A 25,083-nucleotide genomic window follows, 5' to 3' on the forward strand; every position below is an offset into this window, starting at 1 on the left:
TATCAATGAAGATACAAGACCGTGAATTTATCAATGTCTGTAAAGAACAGATTTTACGCCTGACCGGCAACGAGAAAATTGCCGCGATTCTGGAGCGCGCGCTGGCCAATACTCTGGATACCACCCTGCAAACCAGTGAGCACGGCGTGTTTGCCATCACCGGTGATATTCCGGCGATGTGGTTGCGGGACTCGGCGTGTCAGATGCGTCCCTATCTGCTTTTCTGCCAGCAGCATCAGGAATTACAGGCGATGATCGCGGGGGTGATCCAGCAGCAGCTGCACTTTATTACCCTTGACCCCTATGCCAACGCGTTTAACCGTCACCCGGACGGCTCCGGTCATCAGGGTGACCTCACCGATATGCAGCCGCAAATTTGGGAGCGTAAATATGAAATTGACTCGCTCTGCTATCCGCTCCAGCTGGCCTGGCTTTTCTGGAAAGTGACCGGCATTACCCGCCACTTTAACGAGACGTTTGTTCAGGCCAGTAATCTGATCCTCGATCTGTGGGAGACGGAGTTGCACCATGAGGAACAATCCCCTTATCGTTTCCAGCGCCCCAACCCGCCAGCGCCCACCGATACCCTGACCCACGAGGGTAAAGGCGCACCGGTGAGCTACACCGGCATGACCTGGTCGGGCTTTCGCCCCAGCGATGACGCCTGCCGCTGGGGCTATCTGGTGCCTGCCAATTTCTTTGCGGTGGTGGTGCTCGGCTATCTGGAAGAGATCGCCCATGAGGTGTTGCATGACGAAGATTTACGGCTCCGGGCGGCCTGGCTGAAAGACACCATCCGCACCGGCATTGAGCGCTTCGCCGTCACGGAGCATGAAAAATACGGCGCAATGTACTGCTATGAAACCGACGGGCAGGGGAATGCGTTATTGATGGATGACGCCAATATCCCTTCCCTGCTCTCGCTGCCGCTGCTCGGCGCGCTGGCGAAAGACGATCCGCGCTATCTGAATACCCGGCGCTTCATTCTCAGCCCCGACAATCCTTCTTTTACCGCCGGGCACTTCGCGCAGGGCGTCGGCAGCCCGCATACGCCAGAAGGCTATATCTGGCCGATTGCGCTGGCCGTGCAGGGACTGACGTCAGACGATGCGGCGGAAAAACTCGCCATGATCCAGATGCTGATCGCCACCGACAATGATACCCGGATGATGCATGAGTCCTTCGATCCTGACGATCCCTCACGCTTTACCCGTCCGTGGTTCTCCTGGGCGAACGCCATGTTCTGCGAACTGGTGCTGGATTACTGCGGCCTGCGGCTTAACGATTTAATTAATACCAGGGAGTGATCATGTCTGTAACCATTAAAAACCCGATCGTCGATGGCTGGTACGCCGATCCAGAAATCCGTTTTTATGACAACCAGTACTGGATCTATGTCACCCGATCCTTCAGCGACTATCAGCAGCAGATGAACATCGACGCCTTCTCGTCGCCGGATCTGGTCCACTGGGAGAAACATTCAGGGATTATTCAGATGACGGATTTTCCGTGGATCTGGCGCGCGGTATGGGCACCGACTATTGTTGCCCGCAACGGCAAATACTATCTGGTCTTCGCGTCTAACGATATTCAGAGCAATGATGAAACCGGCGGGCTGGAGATCGCGGTGGCCGACTCTCCCGCTGGCCCTTTCCGCGCGCTGCTGCAACAGCCGCTGATCGGCCGTTTTATTCACGACGCGCAGCCCATTGACGCGCACCTGTTCGCCGATGATGACGGCAAAATTTATCTCTACTACGGCGGCTGGGGGCACTGCAATGTCGCCCTGATGAACCCGGAAATGAACGGCTTCGTGCCCTTTGAGGATGGCTCGGTATTTCGCGAAATCGACATTCCCGGCTATGTGGAAGCGCCGTGCATGATTAAGCGTCAGGGCCGCTACCACTTTATGTGGTCGGAAGGTGGCTGGATCAACGGCACCTATCACGTTGTCACCGCCGACAGCGACTCGCCGTTTGTTTTCCCTGGCCCAAAAACGACGATTCTGGATGCGCAGGACATCGCTGATGGCCCGGGGCACCACGGGTGTATTTCCCTGAACGGGGACGATGGCGACGAATGGCTGATCGCCTACCATCGCCGTATTCCCGGCGACCTGGAGGCGGGGCACCGGATGCTGTGCCTCGAGCGGATGGTGTTTAAAGACGGGAAGATCCAGCCGGTTGTAATGACGGCGCAAACGGAAATTTAATCGCGTTCAACTCGGCGGATGCAGACCAATATAGGAGGGCTGCTGACAGCATACTGTCAGTCATGAGGAGGAAAAGAGAATAAAAAAATCCCGGCCTTGCGACCGGGATTCAGATCTTCAGAACTGCGCAGTCTTAAGGCAGAATTGACGGCTGATCCGCCCCTTCTTTCTCAACTTTCTGCTGGAGCATATGCTCGCGCTTCATCCCAAGCTTCAGCGCCAGCGCCGAGGCCACGTAGATGGACGATGCGGTACCGATGGAAACACCGATAAGCATCGTCAGCGAGAAGCCTTTCAGCATCGCACCGCCAAAGAGGTAAAGCATCAGGATCACCACTAAGGTGGTTCCTGAGGTGATCAACGTCCTGTGCAACGTCTGGGTCAGCGAGACGTTGAAGATCTCGTAAGGCGTGCCGCGACGGATCTTGCGGAAGTTCTCACGGATACGGTCCGAAACCACGATGCTGTCGTTCAGCGAGTAGCCGATAACCGACATCAGCGAAGCGACGATCGTCAGGTCGACCTCAATATGGAACAGCGAGAGCACGCCCATCGTGATGATCACGTCGTGCGCCAGCGCGATAACCACCCCGGCCGCCAGACGCCACTCGAAGCGGAAGCCGACGTAAATCAGGATGGAAATCAGCGCTACCATCAGCGCCATTGCACCGGTTTGTGCCAGATCGGCACCCACGCTTGGCCCGACGAACTCAATGCGTTTTACCGCTGCGTTCTGGCTGGTGGACTGGTTAATCACCTCCAGGACCTTGCTGCCCAGCTCCTGTCCACCGGTTTCACCGTGAACGGGAGGCATACGCACCATGATATCGCGGCTGCTGCCGAAGTTCTGGAGCAGCGGCTCTTCAAAGCCCGCTTTGACCAGCGCTTCACGCATAACATCAATTTCAGCCGGTTTTTCAAGGGAGATTTCAATGACGGTACCGCCAGTGAAATCCAGACCCCAGTTAAAACCACGCACGCCGATCACGATGATAGAAATAACCAGCAGCAGGCCAGAGATGCCAAAGGCCCAGTAATCCCAGCGCATAAAGTCCCAGACTTTACGCCCGTGGTTCAATTGTTCAACAGTATATTCCTGTGCCACACCGCACTCCTCAGATAGACAGCTTTTTAATGCGTTTGCCGCCGTACACCAGGTTCACGATGGCACGGGTACCGACGATCGCGGTAAACATTGACGTCGCCACACCAATACCGGTAGTAATCGCAAAACCTTTAATCGCCCCGGTACCCACAGCGTACAGGATGATGACTTTGATCAGCGTCGTGATGTTCGCATCGACGATAGAACTGAACGCGCCTTTATAACCCTCATCAATGGCCTGCTGTACTGAACGCCCGTTGCTCAACTCTTCTTTGATACGTTCGTTAATCAGTACGTTGGCATCGACCGCCACCGCAAGGGTTAAGACGATACCCGCGATACCCGGCATGGTCAGCGTCGCCCCCGGCAGCAGGGACATAATACCGACAATCAGTACCAGGTTAGCCAGCAGCGCGGTGGTCGCGATTAAACCAAACTTCTTGTAGAAGAAGATCATGAACAGAATCGACGCAATCAGGCCAGCCAGACACGCTTCCAGACCCTGGACGATATTCTGCATACCCAGCGTTGGGCCGATGGTACGTTCTTCAACAATCTGGATCGGCGCAATCAGCGCACCCGCACGCAGCAGCAGAGCCAGCTGACGCGCTTCGTTCGGGTTGTTGATGCCGGTGATGCGGAAGCTGTTGCCGAGGCGAGACTGGATGTTCGCAACGTTAATCACTTCTTCCTGTTTCACCAGTACCGAACGGCCTTTGGCATCTTTTTTACCGCTGTCTTTGTACTCCACAAACAGGGTCGCCATCGGCTTACCGATGTTGTCCTTGGTGAAGTTAGACATGATGTTGCCACCGGCGCTATCCAGCGAGATGTTTACCTGCGGCTGGTTGTATTCATCCTGGTTTGACGTGGAGTCGGTGATGTGATCGCCGGTCAGGATCACGCGTTTGTACAGCACAACCGGCTGGCCTTCACGCATGTTCTTGACTTCCGAGTCGCCCGGAATACGGCCAGAAGCGGCAGCGGACTGATCGACGTTGGTATTTACCAGACGGAATTCCAGCGTGGCGGTCGCCCCGAGGATTTCTTTCGCCCGTGCGGTGTCCTGCACGCCCGGCAGTTCGACCACAATACGCTCTGCGCCCTGACGCTGTACCAGCGGCTCAGCAACACCCAACTGGTTCACACGGTTACGCAGGATGTTAATGTTCTGCTGTACCGCGTATTCGCGCGCTTCTTTCAGACGCGCGTCCGTCATCACCGCACGCAGCGCATTATCACCCTGTGCGGAAATCACCAGGTCCTGATGGACAGGGGACAAATAACTGACGGCTTTATCACGCGTGGCGCTGTCGCGGAACGCAATGCTCATGCCGTAGTTATCTTCTTTACGCACGGTGGCGTAAGGAATGCCTTTCTCACGCAGATTACTGCGCAGGCTGTCGATGTTTTGTTCCTGGAGTTTGCCCAGCGCGGTTTGCATATCGACTTCCATCAGGAAGTGTACGCCGCCACGCAGGTCGAGACCGAGTTTCATCGGTTCGGCTTTAAAGGTGGACAGCCAGCGCGGGGTTGCAGGCGCAAGGTTCAGCGCCACGACGTAGTTGTCGCCAAGCACGCTCATCAGCGCTTCACGCGCACGCAGCTGTGTATCAGTGGAGTCAAAACGCGCCAGAATAGCGCCCTCTTCCAGCGCGACAGACCTGGCGGTGATTTTTTCTTGTTGTAACGTTTTCTGGACCTGGATCAGCGTTTGCTCACTGGCGGCGACGCCGCGCGCGCCAGTGACCTGAACAGCCGGATCCTCACCATACAGGTTGGGAAGTGCGTAAAGCAGGCCGACGACAATGACGACGACCAGCATAATGTACTTCCACAAAGGATAACGGTTTAACACGGCAGTTCCCTTTGGGAAAACAATAAATTACAGCGCCTTCATCGTGCCTTTCGGCAGAACGGCAGCTACGAAGTCACGTTTGATAACCACTTCAGTGGTATCGTTCAGGGCAATAGCGATATAGCCAGTTTCGGTGACTTTGGTCACGCGGCCCACTAATCCACCGTTGGTTAATACTTCATCACCCTTGGCGATGGAGCTCATCAGGTTTTTGTGTTCTTTGGTACGTTTCTGCTGTGGACGTAAGATCATGAAATAGAAAATCAGACCAAACACCACCAGCATCAGGATCAGAGACATCGGGCTGCCCTGCGATGGTGCTCCGGCTGCTGCTACCGCATCAGAAATAAAAAAGCTCATTCAAATTCCCTCATTATTAAAATTAATCAACGTTTACAGGTGGAACGGGTCGCCCCTGACGTTGGTAAAAATCGGTCACGAAGTTCTCTAATTTACCCTCTTCAATAGCCTTGCGTAAACCAGCCATTAAACGCTGATAGTATCGCAGGTTATGAATGGTATTGAGACGCGCACCCAATATTTCGTTACAACGGTCAAGATGGTGCAAGTAAGCGCGTGAATAATTGCGACAGGTGTAGCAATCACACTCAGCGTCCAGCGGGCTGGTATCGCTTTTGTACTTCGCATTACGGATTTTTACCACGCCGTCGGTCACAAACAGATGACCGTTACGGGCGTTGCGGGTCGGCATGACGCAGTCGAACATATCGATGCCGCGACGAACGCCTTCAACCAGGTCTTCCGGCTTGCCGACGCCCATCAGGTAACGCGGTTTATCTGCCGGAATTTGCGGGCAGACATGCTCCAGAATGCGGTGCATATCTTCCTTCGGCTCACCCACAGCCAGACCGCCGACAGCGTAGCCATCAAAGCCAATCTCTACCAGACCTTTGACCGAGATATCGCGTAAATCTTCGTAAACGCTGCCCTGAATAATGCCAAACAGCGCGTTTTTATTGCCGAGGCCGTCAAAGCGGTCGCGGCTACGTTTCGCCCAGCGCAGCGACATTTCCATCGAGCGTTTAGCGTAGTCCCAGTCCGCCGGGTACGGCGTGCATTCGTCGAAGATCATCACGATATCGGAACCGAGATCGTACTGAATCTCCATCGATTTTTCTGGATCGAGGAAAATGGGATCGCCGTTGATCGGGTTGCGGAAATGCACGCCCTGTTCGGTGATCTTACGGATGTCGCCGAGGCTGAACACCTGGAAACCGCCGGAGTCGGTGAGGATCGGGCCTTTCCACTGCATGAAATCGTGCAGATCGCCGTGCAGCTTCATGATTTCCTGGCCCGGACGCAGCCACAGGTGGAAAGTGTTGCCGAGAATAATTTGCGCGCCGGTCGCTTCAACTTCTTCCGGCGTCATGCCTTTCACGGTGCCGTAGGTGCCCACCGGCATAAAGGCTGGCGTTTCCACTACGCCACGATCAAACACCAGGCGGCCACGGCGTGCGCGTCCGTCGGTGGTATCCAGTTCGAATTTCATTTTCTCTCCTGCGCCAGAAAAACAGTCTGACGTTTACACCAGTGCCGGAAATTTATTCCCCGACACGTTCATTAATAGCCGACGGATTGTACGTGATATACATCGCATCGCCATAACTAAAAAAGCGATATTCGGCTTTAACCGCCTGCTCATAGGCGTTGAGGGTATGTTTATAACCCGCAAAGGCGGAAACCAGCATGATCAGCGTCGATTCCGGCAGATGGAAATTAGTCACCAGCGCGTCGATAATCTGATACTGATAGCCCGGATAGATGAAAATCTGCGTGTCGCCGAAGAACGGTTCGATGAGGGCGTTTTTCGCCGCCTGCGCTGCGCTTTCCAGCGAACGCACGGACGTTGTACCCACCGCAATCACCCGATTGCCGCGCGCTTTTGCCGCCAGCACCGCGTCAACGACGTCCTGCGGCACTTCGGCATATTCGGAGTGCATGATGTGATCTTCAATGCTCTCAACGCGCACCGGCTGGAAAGTGCCCGCGCCAACGTGCAGGGTCACAAATGCCATCTCAATGCCTTTATTGCGCAGGCGCTCCAGCAGCGGCTCGTCGAAGTGCAGCCCGGCGGTCGGAGCAGCCACCGCGCCCGGCTTCTGGCTGTAGACGGTCTGATACAGTTCGCGGTCGGCGTCTTCGTCCGGGCGGTCGATGTACGGCGGCAGCGGCATATGCCCGATAGCATTGAGAATATCCAGCACCGGACGTTCATCGTTAAATTCGACTTCAAACAGCGCATCGTGGCGGGCGGTCATGGTCGCGTTAATACTTTCATCATCGCCCAACAGCAGTTCTGCGCCTGGCTTCGGCGCTTTGGATGCGCGAATATGTGCCAGAATACGTTTATCGTCCAGCATCCGCTCGACCAGCACTTCAATCTTGCCACCGCTGGCTTTACGCCCGAACAGGCGCGCCGGGATCACGCGGGTATTATTAAAGACCAGAAGATCGCCGGGGTTGAGCTTATCGAGCAGATCGGTGAAAGTACCGTGCGTCAGCGCACCTGTCGGCCCGTCCAGCGATAACAAGCGGCAACGACTGCGTTCCGGTTGGGGATAGTGGGCAATCAGGGATTCAGGTAACTCAAAGGAAAAATCGGCAAGGCGCATGACTCTGACTCAGTGCTTAATAAAGAGGCGGGTAGTCTAGTGCCGGGAGGTCTTCCCTGCAACCGTTCGCCTCTACGGGATAAAAACAAATCATGAATTTTCTTGCGCACCTGCACCTCGCTCATCTCGCTGACAGTTCCCTGTCGGGAAATTTACTGGCGGATTTCGTTCGCGGCGATCCGCAGTCGCTCTACCCTGATGCGGTGGTAGAAGGCATTCACATGCACCGGCGCATTGATGTTCTGACCGATAACCTGCCGGAAGTGAAAGAAGCGCGGGCGTGGTTTCGCCCGCAAACGCGCCGCGTGGCCCCGATTACGCTGGACGTGATGTGGGATCATTTTCTTTCGCTGCACTGGGCGCGGCTCTCCCCGCACATGCCGCTGGCGACATTTATTGACTATGCGCGCATGCAAATCAGCGACATCCTGCCCGATTCGCCGCCGCGCTTTGTGAATCTCAACCAGTATCTGTGGTCCGAACGCTGGCTGGAGCGCTACCGGGATATGGCCTTTATCCAGAACGTGCTGAACGGTATGGCCAGCCGCCGTCCCCGGCTCGACGCCCTGCGCGACTCCTGGCACGATCTGGACGCCCACTATCCGCAGCTTGAACAACAGTTCTGGCAGTTTTATCCGCGCATGATGGCGCAGGCGAAAAACAAAACGCTGTGATCCGCCTGCCCGTGCGGGTTAATTTCCCTGCCACACCGATGCCGATACCGCAGGCAGGGTCAGCAGTTCATCAGTGAAGGTGCCTTTGCCTTCTTTCAGATGCCAGGCTTTGACGTTCAGCAGCGGCGAGCGACCGAGGTTCACTTCGCAGGCTTCACCCCGGTTAATCGCCACCAGCACCCGCTGCTGCTTCAGCACCCGCACAAACACCACCACGTTGTCTTCGGCATAAATGACCTGACAACCGCCGTGGCGCAGCGCCTGACTGCGGTGACGCAGTTTAGCCATCCGCTGATACAGCGCCAGCAGTTCGCCGTCCTGCTTGTGTTTATCCCACGGGAAAGGTTTACGGCAGAACGGATCGTTCGCGCCGTCCAGTCCGACCTCATCGCCATAATAAATGCACGGCACGCCGGGCCAGCTAAACAGCCAGACCACCGCCAGCGGCAGACGCGCTACGTCTTTACCGAGCAGCGTTTTGAAGCGCGACGTGTCGTGACTATCAAGCTGATTAAACATACGCAACTGCTGCTGGTGCGAAAGCGAAGCGCGGTAGTTATCCATCCACGCCACGCAGGTGCGGGCATCAATATTTTGCGGATCGTATGAGAGATCGGTATTCGCCAGAAATGCCCATAGCGGCTTGGTGAAGCCCATATAGTTCATCGCCGAATCTTCCGCATCCATTTGCAGCCACTGGCGGGCGTCGGCAAAGTGCTCGCCGAAGACAAAGGCGTCAGGCCGCGCCTCTTTCGCCGCCCGGGTAATGCCGGAGACGTGATGCAAATTGTTGCGCGCGCCGCCGTCCTCACCGAGCATATGCACCACGTCAAGCCGCCAGCCATCCATGTTCCACGGCGCTTTCAGCCAGTGGCGAACGATGCTGTCTTCGCCGCGATAAATCTCGTCAACCAGCGTGGGCGAGCGGAAATCCAGCTTCGGCAGGCTGGCGTAGCCCAACCAGTCCAGCGCCCGTCCGTCATCGGAAAAACTGTACCAGTCGCGCCAGCGGGAATCCGGGTTGTGGCACGCGCCGCCGGTGCCCCGGTTATGGCGATCAAACCACGCGTGGGAATCGCCGCTGTGATTGAACACGCCGTCAAGGATCAGCCGCATCCCTTGTTCCAGCGTGTTCTGCCGCAGACGCATCAGCGCCACATTGCCGCCAAACTGCGGATCGACCTGGCGATAATCTTCGGTATCGTATTTATGCACGCTGGGTGCGGAGAAGATCGGATTCAGGTACAGCGCGGTCACGCCGAGCTTTTTCAGGTACGGCAGTTTTTCGCTGATGCCATCAAGATCCCCGCCGTAGAACGTCGATCCGCCTGCTTCAGCGGTAACGGGTTCATCCCAGTCGCGCAGGACGATCTCCTGTCCGGCGGCGTGATGATAATAGACGTTGTCCTGATTGACCGGCTGCGCCCGGCCCCGCGCAAAGCGGTCAGGGAAGATCTGATAAAACACCTGATCCGCCACCCAGTCCGGGCCGCTGTCCGGTAGATCGAGCGCAAAACGCTCCAGCTTCGCAGGCGGAAAACGGCTGAATCCCTGCGGGGTAAACCATAGCTGACGATCGTCCCACAGCAGCTTAAAGCTGTAGCGACGACGCGGCTGCCCTTCGTTGAGTTTAATATCCGCGCGCCACGCCACGATCCCCGGATGAGGCGCGTGAGCAGAACGGCGCATGGACAGTGAGATTTCTTCGTTATCCAGCTCACTGCGCAGCACTACGCGCGTGGGCAGGTTTTCGCCACGTAGCCACAGCGTTACCGTGAGCCGATCCTGTCGCTGCGCGATAAAAGGCGCAACCGGAAGATGCCAGGCATTTAACATCGCTAATCCTCTTTCCACAAAATCACGTCACCATGCCACAGGCTGAAAACGCGCCCCTCCTCTTTTGTCTTTTTTTGAGGGGATGAAGACAGGGGCGCAGAATTTTCCCGCGCGCATTCGCGCCGATGCACGACGTTTCAGGATAAGTCAGTTTTTATACTGGACGCCACAGAAAGGCGTGCTGACGCTGCCCGGCGGCAACGCCACGCCTGGTGCCGGCGGGATTAGGTCGGAAGGAGTCGTGATTACCATCGCGGGCGATCGCGCCAGCGTAAATGCAGTGACCGGGGCGTACCCCGGTCAACGTAGTCAGACTTTAGCGCGGCGCTTGAACAGCCAGCCGATCAGCAGCAGCACGATCCAGCCGAAGCCCACGTACAGCGAAATGCGCGTGTCCGGGTGATAGCCAATCAGCGCAATAATAAAGACCAGGAAAATCAGCCCGGCAATGGTCGTTGCCACGCCGCCCGGCACTTTAAATTTCAGCGCACGGGTTTCTTCCGGCGACAGGCGACGGCGGAAAGCAATCTGCGACAGCAGGATCATGATCCACACCCACACCGTGGCGAAGGTCGCCAGCGACGCGATCACCAGGAAGACGTTTTCCGGGATGATGTAGTTCAGATACACCGCCAGCAGCAGGGCAAACGTCATCACCACCACCGTGACCCACGGAATACCGCGACGGGAGGTTTTAGCGAAAACCTTCGGCGCGCTCCCCTGCTCCGCCATGCCGTGCAGCATACGCCCGACGCCGAAGACGTCGCTGTTAATCGCCGAAAGCGAGGCGGTCAGCACGACAAAGTTCAGGATGCTGGCAGCGAAGGTGATCCCCAGATGCTGGAACGTCAGGACAAACGGGCTGCCGTTGGTGCCAACCTGATTCCACGGGAAAATCGACATAATCACAAACAGCGTACCGACGTAGAACACCAGAATACGCATCGGCACAGAGTTGATAGCGCGCGGGATGGATTTTTCCGGCTCGTTGGCTTCACCAGCGGTGATGCCAATGATTTCAATCCCGCCGTAGGCGAACATCACCATTTGCAGCGACATCACCATACCCAGCCAGCCGTTGCTGAAGAAACCGCCGTTGCTCCACAGATTATGGATGCCGGTCGGTTGCCCGCCGTTGCCGATCCCCCAGATGATGATGCCAAATCCAGCGACAATCATGATGATAATGGTGGCGACTTTGAAGAAGGAGAACCAGAACTCCAGCTCGCCGAACACCTTCACGCTCATCAGATTGATTGCGCAGATGATCATCACCACGCTCAGCACCCAGATCCAGTGCGGCACGTCCGGGAACCAGACGCCCATATAGATGCCGAAGGCGGTGACGTCGGCGATGGCGACGATCAGGATTTCAAAGCAGTAGGTCCAGCCGGTGATATAACCCGCCAGCGGGCCGAGGTTATCCTGCGCGTAGCGTGAAAAGGAGCTGGCGGACGGATTATGGACCGACATTTCCCCCAGTGCGCGCATGATGATATAGGCCGCGACGCCGCCGATAATGTAGGCCAGCAGCACGCTGGGACCCGCCATTTTAATGGCATCTGCCGAGCCATAAAAAAGGCCGGTGCCAATTGCCGACCCGAGTGCCATAAAGCGGATGTGGCGGGTGCTCAGCCCCCGCTTCAGCTTGTTAGTACTTTCCATCGTTTCAAATGCCATTCAACACAAAAAATAAAAAACCACGGAACCCTAAGCCCCGTGGTTAAACGAACCGCCGCGCAACGATTAATGTGCGCTGGAGGTTACCTGACGCCCCGCAGAGCGATCCCAGATAACAGCCAGGACGATCATCACTATCGTTGGCATCAGCCAGGCCAGCCCCTGTGCAGAAAGCGGTAAGCTCTCGGTCCAGGCAGGCAGGACATCTTTCAGCGCTGACCCTTTAATACCGTCAAGGATACCAAAGATCAGGCTGATAAACATGGCGGGCGCAATCACGCGCGATGAATTATGCCACCATGAGCGGGTGAAGCTTAACACAACCAGTGCGATACACGGCGGATAGATCGCCGTTAACACCGGGACAGAAACCTGAATCAGGTGGCTCAGCCCCAGGTTGGATACCGCCATCGAGAAAATGCCGAGGATGAAGACCAGCGTGCGATAAGACAGCGGCAGATACTGGGCAAAGAACTCGGCGCAGGCGCAGGTCAGGCCCACCGCCGTAACCAGACAGGCGATGAAAATCAGCGCCGCCAGCATCAGGCTGCCCGGCCCACCAAAGGTATGCTGAACGTAGGCGTGCAGAATAGCCGCGCCGTTTACGGATTGATCGACCAGCGTGGAGCTATCGGAACCCAGACGGAACAGCGCCAGATACAGCAGCGTCAGGCCCACCCCTGCCATGATGCCAGCCCAGACGGTATAGCGCGTCAACAGACGGGCTTCGGTCACGCCACGCGAACGGGCGGCATTAACGATAACAATCCCGAAAACCATCGCGCCCAGCGTATCCATGGTCAGATAGCCATTTACAAAGCCGTTAGAGAACGGCGCGGTCTGATACGCCTCCATCGCGTGGCTGATCGGGCCTGCTGGCCACACCAGCGCCGCAACGGACAGCACCGTCAGCGCCACGATTTTCATCGGCGCGAGGAAATTGCCCACCGTATCAAGCAGCTTGCCCGGATAAAGCGATACGCAGATCACCAGCGCAAAGTAAATCACGCTATAGATGAACAGCGGCATTGGCCCGTCACCGGTCAGCGGCGCAATGCCGACTTCAAACGAGACGGTTGCGGTACGCGGCGTGGCAAACAGCGGGCCGACCGCCAGATAACAGACCGTCGCCAGCAGAATGCCCGCAGTTTTACCGACAGGCGTGCTGAGGCTGTCGATGCCGCCGCCCACTTTCGCCAGCGCAATCACCGTCAATACCGGCAGACCGACCGCAGTGATCAGGAATCCCGTCGCCGCCGTCCAGACGTGCTCGCCTGCCTGTAAGCCAACCATGGGAGGGAAAATGATATTGCCAGCGCCAACAAACAACGCAAAGGTCATAAAGCCCAGAGCGATGATGTCGCGAGATTTTAACTGATGGGTCATAAATTAAACTGCCTGTGGATGTGGTGTTGTAAATGAATTGTTGCCTTCCCTGTGAAACAATACAGCAGCAATTGCATAAGATTTCAGCGGGATATGCTCCCGGACTGGCGTGAAGAAGTATAGTTTTTCGATTTATCACGCAAATGCAGTCGGTATGACAGCATCTGGGGCGCAATTTAAACGCTTATAACGTTTTAAAGCAACCCGCGATCGCGAAACCAGAGGATTATGCTGGTTCGTAACATCTGATTAGCACGTTAAACCAGATATAAGAAAAACTTACGGGCGATAGTTCGAACAAAAAAGCAGCAAACGTGAGGAAGTGGCGTCCGCTTCGCTGGCCTGCAAAGTAAACGGCGCGCACGGAGCGGATCTGCGGAAAGTTAGCCTTACACGCATCGGTGTCAGGCTATTTTTTGGCAATTAAACGTTCCGGCAGGAGAAAACTAAAGCGTGTGCCTTTCCCCGGCTGGCTGTCGATTTGCAGGCGACTGTCGTGATGATTTAGCGCGTGCTTCACAATCGCCAGCCCCAGACCGCTGCCGCCGGTTTGCCGCGAGCGGGCCTTATCCACGCGATAAAAACGCTCGGTCAGACGCGGAATATGCTCAGCGGCAATCCCTGGCCCGTCGTCCTCAATAGAAAACTGTGCGCCGTGGGGGGCGCGCTGCCAGTTAACCGAAATGGTGGTGCCCGCAGGGGTATGGTTCACCGCATTGTAGACGAGGTTGGAAATAGCGCTGCGCAGCTGCTCTTCGTTACCCAGCACGCTTAAGGTGTCATCAACGGTAAAATGCAGGCTATGCCGCCCGTGGCTTAGGGTTTGCGCTTCGCGCTCGATCATCCGCAGCATCATCGGCACATCAATTTTTTCATTCAGCGCCAGCGCGGGCGCAGCTTCGATTCGGGAGAGGGTCAGCAGTTGCTTCACCAGCGACTCCATGCGCTGGGTCTGTTCGCGCATGGTATGCAGCGCTTTTTCTCGCGGCGCGCCCTCCAGCGTCTGCTCCTGCATCATTTCCAGATAGCCCTGCAAGACGGTTAACGGCGTGCGCAGTTCATGGCTGACGTTGGCAAAAAAGTTGCGCCGCGCGCCTTCAAGCTGATGCATCTGGGTGGTATCGCGCGCCACCATCAGCCGCTGGTTTTCGCTGTAGGGCATAACGCGAAACTCCAGGTAGCGACCGTTATTCAGCACCAGATTCAACGGCTTGCTGAAATCGCGGTTCTTCAGATACAGCGTAAATTCCGGGTAGCGCAGCAGGTTGAGAATATTTTGCCCATTGTCATCCGGCCAGCGCAGGCCCAGAAGCTGCTGCGCCAGGCCGTTACACCAGAAAATCGTGCCTTCTTCCGTCGTCAGCACCACCGCATCCGGCAGTGATTCCGCGCCGCTGCGAAAGCGCTTGATGAGATTACCCAGCTCGCGGCGGCGCTTTTTATTGCGTAGCTGCATCTGGTGCAGGCCGTAGAGCAGCGGCTCCCAGCTACCGCGACCCGGCGGCGGCGTCATGCTGCGATCCACCCACAGCCACCAGGAGAGTCCCAGTAAATTGAGAAAGTGCCAGATGAGCAGCCCGGTCACGGCCGCCAGTAAAAACCACGGCAAATGACCGAAGAATGCCGCCAGCAGCAGCGCGGGCAGACAGCAGACGATCAGCTCAAGAACCAGCCTTTTCCATGACAGACGTTCCAGCACGCGTCACACTCCTGTGTCAGATATCAGAAACGGGTGGAGAAACGATAACCCGTACCGCGAACTGTTTGCACCATTCGATCGTGACCGCTCAGCTCCAGCGCCTTACGCAGGCGGCGGATATGCACGTCCACCGTGCGGTCCTCGACATACACATTGGTTCCCCAGACGTGATTCAGCAACTGTTCACGGCTATACACTCTTTCAGGGTGAGTCATAAAGAAGTGCAGTAATTTAAACTCGGTCGGCCCCATATCCAGCGGGCTTTCACCGGTCATCACCCGATGTGAAGAGGGATCGAGGCTTAGCCCCTGCATTTCAATCACTTCTTCAACGGCCATAGGTGAGATGCGGCGCATCACCGCTTTGATGCGCGCAATCAGCTCTTTAGGAGAGAACGGCTTCGTGATGTAGTCGTCGGCACCGGTTTCCAGCCCGCGAACGCGATCTTCTTCTTCGCCGCGCGCGGTCAGCATCACTACCGGGATATCGCGCGTCAGCGCTTCACGCTTGATATGTTTGATAAACTGAATGCCGGAGCCGCCCGGGAGCATCCAGTCCAGCAGGATCAGGTCAGGCCAGGGTTCATTGAGCTGATTCACCGCGCTGTCATAATCTTCCGCTTCTACAGGCTGAAAGCCATTTTGCTCGAGGACAAAGCACACCATCTCGCGGATCGGAGCTTCATCTTCAACGACCAGAATACGTCTCGCCATTTTTTACCCTGTTTTATCATCATCATTAGTGATAGCGACGTCATTATGCGTCAGATTTGTGACAGATTTATGAAAATAATGACTATGAGGTGATCCATCCAGTCGTTATATGACAGACAGACTTCGCCCCCGCCTGCCGCAGGGTTTATAATCCGCCCTACGCTTTTTTGCCACGGAACCGACATGCGCATCATTCATACTTCAGACTGGCATCTCGGCCAGAACTTCTACAGTAAAAGCCGTGCCGCCGAGCATAAAGCTTTTCTCGACTGGCTGCTGCAAACCGCCGAAGCGCAGCAGGTGGACGCCATTATTGTGGCGGGCGATATTTTCGATACCGGTGCGCCGCCAAGCTACGCCCGCGAGCTGTATTACCGTTTTGTTGTCGATTTACAACAGACCGGCTGTCATCTGGTGGTGCTGGCGGGCAATCACGATTCCGTCGCCACCCTGAATGAATCGCGCGAAATTCTCGCCTTCCTGAATACGACCGTGGTCGCCAGCGCGGGCAGCGAGCCGCACATTTTGCTGCAACGCGACGGCACGCCCGGCGCGGTTTTCTGCCCGGTGCCGTTCCTGCGTCCGCGCGATATGGTCACCAGTCAGGCCGGGCATTCCGGCAGCCAGAAACTTCAGCGCCTGCTGACCGCCATCACTGATTATTATCAGCAACAGTATCAGCTCGCCTGCGAACTGCGGGGCGATCGACCGCTGCCGATTATTGCCAGCGGTCACCTGACCACCGTCGGGGCCAGTAAAAGCGACGCGGTACGCGATATTTATATTGGCACGCTGGACGCGTTCCCGGCGCAAAACTTTCCCCCGGCAGATTACATCGCCCTGGGGCATATCCATCGGGCGCAAAAAATCAACGCCAGCGAGCATATTCGTTACTGCGGCTCGCCCATCTCCCTGAGCTTTGATGAAACCGGTAAAAGCAAAAGCGTGAATCTGGTGACCTTTGCCGGAGGGAAATTAGCAGAAGTCACGCCGCTTGAGGTGCCCGTCACCCAGCCGCTGGCAGTCATAAAAGGGGATTTTACCGCCATTTGCCAACAGCTTAAGCAATGGCGCGGTGCGCCAGCCAGCCCCGCCGTGTGGCTGGATATTGAAATCACCCGCGGCGGCGAGTATTTGCATGATGTGCAGCGGCGTATTCAGGCGCTGGCGGAGGAACTGCCGGTCGAAGTGCTGCTGGTCCGCCGTAGCCGGGAACAGCGCCAGCGAATTCTGGATGGCGAACTGCGCGAAACGCTTAGCGAACTGAAAGTGGAAGACGTATTTGCCCGTCGTCTGGCGCAGGAAGATCTTGATGAGGCGCAGCAGCAACGGCTGTTTACTCTGCTGGCGCAAACGCTGGAAACGATGGCCGGGGAGGATGAAGCATGAAAATTATCAGCCTGCGCCTGAAAAATCTTAACTCGCTGAAGGGCGAGTGGAAAATCGATTTTACCGCCGAGCCTTTCGCCAGCAACGGCCTGTTTGCCATTACCGGTCCAACCGGCGCGGGAAAAACCACCCTGCTGGACGCCATCTGCCTCGCGCTGTATCACGAAACCCCGCGGCTGAGCACACTGTCGCAGTCGCAAAATGATCTGATGACCCGCGATACCGCTGACTGTCTGGCGGAGGTGGAATTTGAAGTCAAAGGCGAGGCGTACCGCGCCTTCTGGAGCCAGAACCGCGCGCGCAATCAGCCGGACGGCAACCTTCAGGCTCCCCGCGTGGAGCTGGCACGCTGCGCCGATGGCAAAATCCTTGCTGATAAAGTCAAAGATAAGCTGGAGCTGACCGCCACCCTGACCGGGCTGGATTACGGACGTTTCACCCGCTCCATGCTGCTCTCCCAGGGGCAATTCGCCGCCTTTCTGAATGCCAAACCGAAAGAGCGCGCCGAGCTGCTGGAGGAGCTGACCGGCACCGAGATCTACGGGCAAATCTCGGCAATGGTGTTTGAAAAACATAAAGTCGCCCGTACCGATCTGGAAAAGTTGCAGGCGCAGGCGGCGGGCATGGTGCTGCTCAGCGACGAGCAACAGCAGGCGCTGCAACAACGTTTGCAGGCGCTCACTGACGAGGAAAGCCAGCAGTCCCGCCAGCACGCGCAGGCCCAGACCCACGTAAACTGGCTGGTCCGCCAGCAGGAACTGCACGCGGAACAGCAGCGCTCGCAGGCCGCGCTGACCCAGGCCCGGCAGGCGCTGACAGAGGCGCAGCCGCAGCTGAACGCACTGCAACTGGCGCAGCCTGCCGAACAGTTACGCCCGCTGTGGAACCGCTGCCAGGAGTACGCCAGCGCCGCCGACCAGACCCGGCGACTGATGCAGGAAGTGAACACTCGCTTACAAAGCGCGATCGCCCGACGCGCGCAGATCCGCGCCAGCGCAGAACAAAAATCGGTGGCGCTGCACCTCACCCGCACCACCCTGACCGCGTGGCTAACCGAACATGAACGCTACCGCTTATGGAGCAGCGAACTGGCAGGCTGGCGGCACGCGTTCAGCCAGCAGGCGCGCGATAACGCCCAGCTTCAACAGCGACAGCAGCAGCTGAGCGGCCACCAGAAAGCGCTGGCGGCCCTGCCTGCGGTGACGCTGGACCTGACCCCGGACGCTGTCAGTCAGGCAATCGCGCGCCATGCCGCACAGCGTGCGCAGCGTCAACGGCTGGGCGCGCTGCACGCACGGTTCGCGCCACTGAATGCGCGTTTGCAGCAGCTCCGCCAGAGCGTACAGACCGGGCAAAATGAACAAACCACGCTGAACGAGGCGCTGGCCCGCCTGCGCCAGCAGTATAAGGATAAGCATCAGCATCTGACTGACGTGCGCACCCTCTGCCAGCAGGAAGCGCGGATTAAGGATCTGGAAGGCCAGCGCGCGCTGTTGCAGGCCGGGCAGCCGTGTCCGCTGTGCGGCTCCACCTCGCATCCGTCCGTCGCCCACTATCAGGCGCTGGAGCCAGGGGTGAATCAGGCCCGGCTGGAGGCGCTGGAAAAAGAGGTTAAATCGCTGACCGACGAAGGCGGCAAACTGCGCGGGCAGCAGGAAGCGCTGATCCGCCAGCAGCAGCGTGATGAAAGCGAGGTCCGCACGCTCGCCGAAGAGGAGCAAGCGCTCACTCTGGAATGGCGGGAGCTTGGCGCAACGCTTAACGTGGCGCTGCAACCGACGGAAGATATCACGCCGTGGCAAAACGAACAGGATCGCTACGAGCAGCAGCTTTACCAGCTCAGCCAGCGGCAGAATCTGGAGAAGCAGATTGCTGATGTTCAGCACCAGATAACCGAGTATCAGCAGCAGATAGCCGACCAGCGTGCCACGCTTGCGATTGCGCTGCGCGCGATGGCGCTGGAATACCCTGAAGCGGGCAGCGAATCAGCATGGCTGAGCGCGCGCGAAGAAGAGGCGCTGGCGTGGCAAAACCACCAGACGCAGCTGACCACCGTTCAGGAAGCGCTGGCGCAGGTGACACCGCTGCTGGAGACACTCCCGCAAGACACTATTCCCCTCTCCGGTGAGCCGGTGGCGCTGGACGGTTGGCGCAGCGCGCACGACGATTGCGTCAAATTGCACAGCCAATGGCAAACGCTCCAGCAGCAGGAAACGCTGGAGAAATCGCGGCTGGAACAGGCGCAGGCGCAATTTACTACGGCGCTTGGCAACAGCCAGTTTGCCGACCTGGAGGCATTTCAGGCCGCGCTGCTTGATGAGTCCGTCCGCCAGCAACTGGACGCCTTTAAGCAGAAGCTCGAAAGCCAGCTCCAGCAAACTCAGGCGCTGGCGGCCCAGGCGCAAAACCAGCTTGCAGCCCATCAGCAGCAGTTACCTGAAGGGCTGACGGCGGAGCACAATGTGGCGCAGATCCGCCAGGTGCTGGAGCAGCACACGCAGCGCCTGCGGGAAATCAGCTCGCAGCTGGGGGAAATCCGCCAGCAGTTAAAACAGGACGCGGACAACCGCCAGCACCAGCAGGCGCTGATGCAGCAGATTGCACAGGCGGCGCGGGAACTGGAAGACTGGAGCGTGCTGAACGGTCTGATTGGCTCGCGCGAGGGCGACAAGTTCCGCAAATTTGCTCAGGGACTGACGCTGGATAATCTGGTCTGGCTGGCGAATAAGCAGCTTAACCGTCTTCACGGACGCTACCTGCTTAAGCGCAAAATCAGCGAAGCGCTGGAGCTGGAAGTGGTTGATACCTGGCAGGCGGATGCCGAGCGCGATACCCGCACCTTGTCCGGCGGCGAAAGTTTCCTCGTGAGCCTCGCGCTGGCGCTGGCGCTGTCCGATCTGGTCAGTCATAAAACGCGGATTGATTCGTTATTTCTTGATGAAGGTTTCGGCACGCTGGATAGCGAAACGCTGGACGCCGCGCTGGATGCGCTCGACGCGCTCAACGCCACCGGCAAAACGATTGGCGTGATAAGCCACGTAGAAGCGATGAAAGAACGGATCCCGGTGCAGATCAAAGTGAAGAAGGTCAACGGGCTGGGCTACAGCAAGCTGGACAGCGCCTTTGCGGTGAAATAATCAAAGGCCCGGCACCGGGTGCCGGGCGGAAGCATTATTTTTCCTGCGGCCACAGCCACGCGGCACCGCGCACGCCGCTGGAGTCGCCGTGGACCGCTTTACGGATCGGCGTTTCACACTCGCCGCCGAACACCCAGTTTTTCACCTGCTGCGGCACCGTTTTATACAGCCTGTCGACGTTGCTCATGCCGCCGCCCAGCACGATGACGTCCGGGTCGAGAATATTAATGACGTGGCTTAGCGATTTTGCCAGCCGCAGTTCATAGCGGCTGAGTGCCAGCTCGGCCAGCGGGTCCTGCTCTTCAACCAGACGGATGATTTCATTGCCCTTCAGCGACTTATGACTTAAGCGCTGATAGTCTCTGGCAAAACCGGTTCCTGAAATAAAGGTTTCGATGCAGCCCTGCTTCCCGCAATAGCACGGAACTTCCTCCCGGTAGCGCAGTTCATCTTCATCCATCCACGGCAGCGGGTTATGCCCCCACTCGCCCGCCGTGCCGTTGCCGCCGATGTGCGCACGACCGTTCAGCGCTACGCCTGCGCCGCAGCCAGTGCCAATAATCACCGCGAATACGGTTTGCGCCCCGGCCGCCGCGCCGTCCACCGCTTCGGAAACGGCCAGGCAGTTGGCATCGTTAGCGAGGCGAACGTCGCGCTCAAGGCGCGCGCTCAAATCCCGGTCGAAAGGCTGACCGTTCAGCCAGGTGGAGTTCGCATTTTTCACCACTCCGCTGAAAGAAGAAAGGGAGCCGGGAATACCGACGCCCACCGTGCCACTTTCGCCAGTGGCCTTTTCTGCCATCGCCACCAGGGTGGCGATAGTCTCGATGGTCTGCGCGTAATCATCACGCGGCGTCGGTAAACGATGACGAAATCGCTGTTCGCCCTCCTCACCCAGCGCAATAACTTCCGTTTTAGTGCCGCCTAAATCAATCCCTATCCGCATACTCTTCTCCTCAATCTCGCTGAATATCAAAGAGTAAAACTGCCCTTCCTGATTAGCAATGCAAGCACAGCGACAATTCGCTATCATGCCCGCTGGATTTAACAACAACCTCGTGGAAATTGTCATGCTGTGGTTCAAAAATTTAATGGTTTACCGTCTTAGCCGCGATATCTCTCTGCGTGTGGAAGAGATGGAGAAACAGCTCGCGGAATTTTCATTCACGCCCTGCGGTAGCCAGGATATGGCGAAGACCGGCTGGGTGCCGCCGATGGGCTCACAGAGCGACGCCTTCACCCACGAAGTTAACGGTCAGATTGTTATTTGCGCACGTAAAGAAGAAAAAATCCTGCCGTCGCCAGTCATCAAGCAGGCGCTGGAAGCAAAAATTTTCAAGCTGGAAGCCGACCAGGGTCGCAAGCTGAAAAAAACCGAAAAAGATTCGCTGAAAGATGAAGTCCTGCATTCCCTGCTGCCGCGCGCCTTCAGCCGTTTTAACCAGACGATGATGTGGATCGATACCGTCAACGATCTGATCATCGTGGACTGCGCCAGCGCTAAAAAAGCGGAAGATACGCTGGCCCTGCTGCGCAAAAGCCTCGGTTCGCTGCCGGTGGTGCCGCTGACGCTGGAAACCCCGATTGAGCTGACGCTGACCGAATGGGTACGTTCCGGCAGCGCAGCGCAGGGTTTTCAACTGCTGGACGAAGCCGAACTGAAAGCGATGCTGGAAGACGGCGGCGTGATCCGCGCGAAAAAACAGGATCTGGTGAGCGATGAAATCGCCGTGCATATCGAAGCGGGTAAAGTGGTCACTAAGCTGGCGCTGGACTGGCAGCAGCGCATTCAGTTTATGGTCTGCGACGATGGCTCAATTAAGCGCCTGAAATTCGCCGATGAACTGCGCGATCAAAACGATGATATTGAGCGGGAAAACGTAGCCCAGCGTTTTGATGCCGACTTCACCCTGATGACCGGTGAGCTGGCAGCGCTGATTAAAGGTCTGGTGGAAGGTCTGGGCGGCGAAGCCCAGCGCTAATCGCCGGTTTCCCTCTCCGCCACGGAGAGGGAACGCAACGCGTTACAGGTAGCGGCAAAGATAAGACGTCGGCTCGGCGACCTGCAAATGAAATTCACTGTGTCCCGGCACATTGAAAACCTGCCCGGCAGCATAAACTTTCCATTCCGTTTCACCCGGCAACAGCACGTTCAACGCGCCGCTGACCACGGTCATTTCTTCAGGATCGGCTGTGCCAAAGGTATATTCCCCCTGGGCCATCACGCCCACGCTGGCGCGACCGGTGCTGCTGCTGGTAAAGCCGATCGATTTCACTTTTCCTGAAAAATACTCGTTACTCTGAAGCATGACAGACCCCTTTTTTATGCTGGAAAGTCATCAATATAGGGGGCAGGCTCCCTGCCTGTCACGCAAAATTAACCTTTGGCCCCCTGGCGGTAGCGCTTAGACCAGTAGCTCGGAGGCCAGGCGGGTGATCAGCACGTTTGAGAGCAATACCGGCACGTCGAGCGCCTTTTGCAGCAGATCGCGATGGCGCTGGTAAAAGCCCAGGCAGTCGAGCATCAGAACATCCGCCCCGCGATCGATCAGTTCTTTCCCGGCGGCAATCAGTTCTTCTTCAGAGGAATAGAGAGGATGGGCGAGCGAGTAAAGCGGCGGATGTTCCAGCACCTGCCATTTGATTCGTTGCGTCGCGATCAGTTCTTCCATCGGCACAATGACTCCCACCTGATGCCCGTCGACAATGGAGGCGACCAGCGGAGGAATAATACGTAGCGGTTCGAGAAGGATGGCGTTGTGCGCTTTCATACCGATAATCTGCGCGGTGCTCATCAGAATGATGACGTCGTAGCCCTGGTTATCAAGCACCTCAATCACCGACTGTAAATCACGTTCGACTTTAGAGCGGGAAACCTCGGCGGGCTGGAGGTCGCTAAGCATCGTCAGCAGGGCTTCTTCTCCCGGCTCCACGGCGTAATCTTCCATGACGTCCTCGCGCGACATTTTACCGAGCAGGCTGATATGCGTAATTTGATCTTCGCTGATATGTTCAGTTAGTAGCGGCAAGACTTCACGAATGGGAACTACGCCGATTGTTAACATTGCCAGAGTCGCACTCATTTCTGTCACCTTATTCACTGCTATTACTGCATAACGACTACAGATTTGCTACACGCACATTGGGTGAAAATAAACGCTCATCAGCACGCGGGAGATGAGCGATTAAATACCTGTAAATTCCAGAACCTGTCTTAAAAATTGATACTAGCGGTTTGTTAGCATTTTCCATAGTTGAAAAACGTGATGTACCGCCAGTTATGCAGGGTTTAGGAATTTATTGAGATCCTAACTTTTATCGGGATCTTCATAGCGCCGTTTAGCATCCAGCGCTTCCTGCTCGGTGTTGTGTTCGCTAATCAGCGAATCTGGCTCGGGATGATCGGCACGAAGCTGATACCAGGTGACCGTTTGATTATCAGCCCCTTTCTCAACGGCGACGATACGTGCTTCACGTGGGTATGGAGGTTTCGTTGGCATAGTTGTTCCTCATTGCTCGCTATCAGAACTATGAGTATAGACGCAGGCCGGATGACGCGGGCGTGCTTAACACTGCCAGCACGTCGGCGATAATCCTCTCCAGAGGCTGCGCGGCGTCGATAATATAATGTGCGGTTTCGCTGTACAGCGCTTCGCGTTCCGCCAGCACGTCGCGGATTTCTTCACCCAGCGGTTTGCCGGTCAGAGCCGGACGCTGACCCTCTTCGGGAAACGCCTCCAGCCGCGCCGCCAGCACCGACACCGGTGCGCGCAGGTAAATAACCCGTCCTGCTTCGCGCATAAAGTGGCGATTCACGTCGGCCAGCACCATGCCGCCGCCGGTTGCCACCACGGTTGATGGCGCGGCAACGCTCTGGAGCGCCTGTGTTTCTCTGGCGCGGAATCCTTCCCAGCCTTCTTTTTCGACTATCGCCGCCACGTTCATTTGCGCCCGTTCCTGTAACCAGTGGTCGGTATCAACAAAATCCCAGTTTTGCTCTCGTGCCAGCGCCTGGCCGACGGTGGTTTTGCCGCAGCCGCGTGGGCCAATGAAGAAAACGGGTTGCGTCATAGATCGGAAATCCCCCAGATGCCGCAAAGCGGTAAAGTAGTTGTCGCGCAATGAGAGGCTATACTATCAAGCGAGTACAATAATATCTGTAAATTTTTCGTTACGATGCATTTATAAGCGCCGATTTACGGCAGCAACGCAACCAAGGAGTGTAAACATATTCTTGCATAATGGTTTGCCGCTGGCTGGCCTGCAAGGATTATTTCGCCTGTTGCAGCAGCCATTTATCCAGCTCGGCCGCAAAACGCTGGCGGTCGCGCTGGGTCAGGCTGTCCGGCCCGCCGGTCTGGATGCCGCTGGCGCGCAGGGTATCCATAAAATCGCGCATGGTCAGGCGCTCGCGGATGGTCGCCTCCGTGTAACGCTCGCCGCGCGGATTTAACGCCGCCGCGCCTTTGGCAATAACTTCCGCCGCCAGCGGGATGTCCGCCGTGATCACTAAATCCCCCGCCTCACACAGACGGACAATTTCGTTATCGGCCACATCAAAACCGCTTTCAACGCGCAGCGTGCGGATCACCCGCGACGGCGGCACACGCAACGTCTGATTCGCCACCAGCGTCAGCGTGGTCTGCGTGCGCTCGGCGGCGCGGAACAAAATCTCTTTTATGACGTTCGGACAGGCGTCCGCATCTACCCAAATGGCCATCGTGGCTCCTGTTTATCACTTTACACGGCGCGGCCTGCGGA

22 protein-coding genes are annotated in these 25,083 nt (G+C 56.9%); 6 read left to right on the forward strand and 16 right to left on the reverse strand.

Going from position 1 to position 25,083, the window contains the following annotated elements; translation table 11 throughout:
• Positions 1 to 5: 5 nt before the first annotated feature.
• Positions 6 to 1,307, forward strand: coding sequence for a glycoside hydrolase family 125 protein (locus tag RT197_RS10760; protein ID WP_312950212.1), 1,302 nt, complete (start codon positions 6 to 8; stop codon positions 1,305 to 1,307).
• A 2-nt stretch (positions 1,308 to 1,309) separates the two neighbouring features.
• The gene (locus tag RT197_RS10765; protein WP_312950214.1) at positions 1,310 to 2,212 is read left to right on the forward strand and encodes a glycoside hydrolase family 43 protein; all 903 of its coding nucleotides are present in this window, start codon (positions 1,310 to 1,312) and stop codon (positions 2,210 to 2,212) included.
• 133 nt (positions 2,213 to 2,345) lie between these two features.
• Here RT197_RS10765 and secF read toward each other — a convergent pair whose 3' ends face one another.
• Genes secF through queA form a run of 5 tightly spaced genes read right to left on the reverse strand, consistent with a single transcriptional unit; the run spans position 2,346 to position 7,808 of the window.
• Positions 2,346 to 3,317: a protein translocase subunit SecF gene (gene secF, locus RT197_RS10770; protein ID WP_312950216.1), complete on the reverse strand. Its 972-nt coding sequence runs from the start codon at positions 3,315 to 3,317 to the stop codon at positions 2,346 to 2,348.
• Between the two features lie 10 nt (positions 3,318 to 3,327).
• The gene (gene secD, locus RT197_RS10775; protein ID WP_312950218.1) at positions 3,328 to 5,175 is read right to left on the reverse strand and encodes a protein translocase subunit SecD; all 1,848 of its coding nucleotides are present in this window, start codon (positions 5,173 to 5,175) and stop codon (positions 3,328 to 3,330) included.
• A 27-nt stretch (positions 5,176 to 5,202) separates the two neighbouring features.
• Entirely contained in the window at positions 5,203 to 5,535 is a 333-nt protein-coding gene (gene yajC, locus RT197_RS10780; protein ID WP_312950220.1) for a preprotein translocase subunit YajC, read from the reverse strand.
• Between the two features lie 22 nt (positions 5,536 to 5,557).
• Positions 5,558 to 6,685 carry a tRNA guanosine(34) transglycosylase Tgt gene (tgt, locus tag RT197_RS10785; RefSeq protein WP_312950222.1) on the reverse strand — a complete coding sequence of 376 codons (1,128 nt, stop codon included), beginning with the start codon at positions 6,683 to 6,685 and terminating at the stop codon, positions 5,558 to 5,560.
• Between the two features lie 52 nt (positions 6,686 to 6,737).
• A complete protein-coding gene (gene queA / locus RT197_RS10790; RefSeq protein ID WP_312950224.1) occupies positions 6,738 to 7,808 on the reverse strand; it encodes a tRNA preQ1(34) S-adenosylmethionine ribosyltransferase-isomerase QueA in 1,071 nt (356 codons plus the stop codon).
• 92 nt (positions 7,809 to 7,900) lie between these two features.
• Between queA and acpH the strand changes: the two genes are divergently transcribed.
• Positions 7,901 to 8,482, forward strand: coding sequence for an ACP phosphodiesterase (gene acpH / locus RT197_RS10795; protein WP_312950227.1), 582 nt, complete (start codon positions 7,901 to 7,903; stop codon positions 8,480 to 8,482).
• A gap of 18 nt (positions 8,483 to 8,500) precedes the next feature.
• On the opposite strand, the gene malZ is transcribed toward acpH, so the two are convergent.
• The 5 genes from malZ to phoB form a co-directional block, all read right to left on the reverse strand.
• Complete coding sequence (malZ, locus tag RT197_RS10800) at positions 8,501 to 10,318, reverse strand: maltodextrin glucosidase (RefSeq protein WP_312950229.1); 1,818 nt, start codon at positions 10,316 to 10,318, stop codon at positions 8,501 to 8,503.
• 309 nt (positions 10,319 to 10,627) lie between these two features.
• Complete coding sequence (proY, locus tag RT197_RS10805) at positions 10,628 to 11,983, reverse strand: proline-specific permease ProY (protein ID WP_312950231.1); 1,356 nt, start codon at positions 11,981 to 11,983, stop codon at positions 10,628 to 10,630.
• Between the two features lie 81 nt (positions 11,984 to 12,064).
• Positions 12,065 to 13,384 carry a branched-chain amino acid transporter carrier protein BrnQ gene (gene brnQ / locus RT197_RS10810; protein WP_312950233.1) on the reverse strand — a complete coding sequence of 440 codons (1,320 nt, stop codon included), beginning with the start codon at positions 13,382 to 13,384 and terminating at the stop codon, positions 12,065 to 12,067.
• A gap of 409 nt (positions 13,385 to 13,793) precedes the next feature.
• Positions 13,794 to 15,083 carry a phosphate regulon sensor histidine kinase PhoR gene (phoR, locus tag RT197_RS10815; protein ID WP_312950235.1) on the reverse strand — a complete coding sequence of 430 codons (1,290 nt, stop codon included), beginning with the start codon at positions 15,081 to 15,083 and terminating at the stop codon, positions 13,794 to 13,796.
• 23 nt (positions 15,084 to 15,106) lie between these two features.
• Entirely contained in the window at positions 15,107 to 15,796 is a 690-nt protein-coding gene (gene phoB, locus RT197_RS10820; protein ID WP_312950238.1) for a phosphate response regulator transcription factor PhoB, read from the reverse strand.
• 183 nt (positions 15,797 to 15,979) lie between these two features.
• On the opposite strand from phoB, the gene sbcD reads away from it, so the two are divergent.
• Entirely contained in the window at positions 15,980 to 17,185 is a 1,206-nt protein-coding gene (sbcD, locus tag RT197_RS10825) for an exonuclease subunit SbcD (RefSeq protein WP_312950240.1), read from the forward strand.
• Positions 17,182 to 20,322, forward strand: a complete 3,141-nt coding sequence (gene sbcC / locus RT197_RS10830) for an exonuclease subunit SbcC (protein ID WP_312950243.1) — start codon at positions 17,182 to 17,184, stop codon at positions 20,320 to 20,322. The genes sbcD and sbcC overlap by 4 nt, the downstream gene beginning before the upstream one ends.
• Before the next feature lie 34 nt (positions 20,323 to 20,356).
• On the opposite strand, the gene mak is transcribed toward sbcC, so the two are convergent.
• Positions 20,357 to 21,268: a fructokinase gene (gene mak / locus RT197_RS10835; RefSeq protein ID WP_312950246.1), complete on the reverse strand. Its 912-nt coding sequence runs from the start codon at positions 21,266 to 21,268 to the stop codon at positions 20,357 to 20,359.
• Between the two features lie 124 nt (positions 21,269 to 21,392).
• Between mak and rdgC the strand changes: the two genes are divergently transcribed.
• Entirely contained in the window at positions 21,393 to 22,304 is a 912-nt protein-coding gene (gene rdgC / locus RT197_RS10840) for a recombination-associated protein RdgC (protein WP_312950249.1), read from the forward strand.
• Between the two features lie 42 nt (positions 22,305 to 22,346).
• Here the strand turns inward: rdgC and ppnP are convergent, their stop codons facing one another.
• The 5 genes from ppnP to RT197_RS10865 form a co-directional block, all read right to left on the reverse strand.
• Positions 22,347 to 22,631, reverse strand: coding sequence for a pyrimidine/purine nucleoside phosphorylase (gene ppnP, locus RT197_RS10845; protein ID WP_312950252.1), 285 nt, complete (start codon positions 22,629 to 22,631; stop codon positions 22,347 to 22,349).
• A gap of 96 nt (positions 22,632 to 22,727) precedes the next feature.
• Positions 22,728 to 23,405 (reverse strand): AroM family protein, encoded by a 678-nt coding sequence (locus RT197_RS10850; RefSeq protein ID WP_312950253.1) that lies wholly within the window; start codon positions 23,403 to 23,405, stop codon positions 22,728 to 22,730.
• Between the two features lie 225 nt (positions 23,406 to 23,630).
• Complete coding sequence (gene yaiA, locus RT197_RS10855) at positions 23,631 to 23,822, reverse strand: protein YaiA (protein WP_312950256.1); 192 nt, start codon at positions 23,820 to 23,822, stop codon at positions 23,631 to 23,633.
• Between the two features lie 28 nt (positions 23,823 to 23,850).
• Complete coding sequence (gene aroL, locus RT197_RS10860; RefSeq protein WP_312950258.1) at positions 23,851 to 24,393, reverse strand: shikimate kinase AroL; 543 nt, start codon at positions 24,391 to 24,393, stop codon at positions 23,851 to 23,853.
• Positions 24,394 to 24,592: 199 nt separating this feature from the next.
• On the reverse strand, positions 24,593 to 25,042 hold the full coding sequence (locus RT197_RS10865; RefSeq protein WP_312950261.1) for a YaiI/YqxD family protein: 450 nt from the start codon (positions 25,040 to 25,042) through the stop codon (positions 24,593 to 24,595).
• Between the last annotated feature and the right edge of the window lie 41 nt (positions 25,043 to 25,083).

Origin of the sequence: Superficieibacter sp., from assembly GCF_032071645.1 — a bacterium.
Lineage (GTDB): Bacteria > Pseudomonadota > Gammaproteobacteria > Enterobacterales > Enterobacteriaceae > Superficieibacter.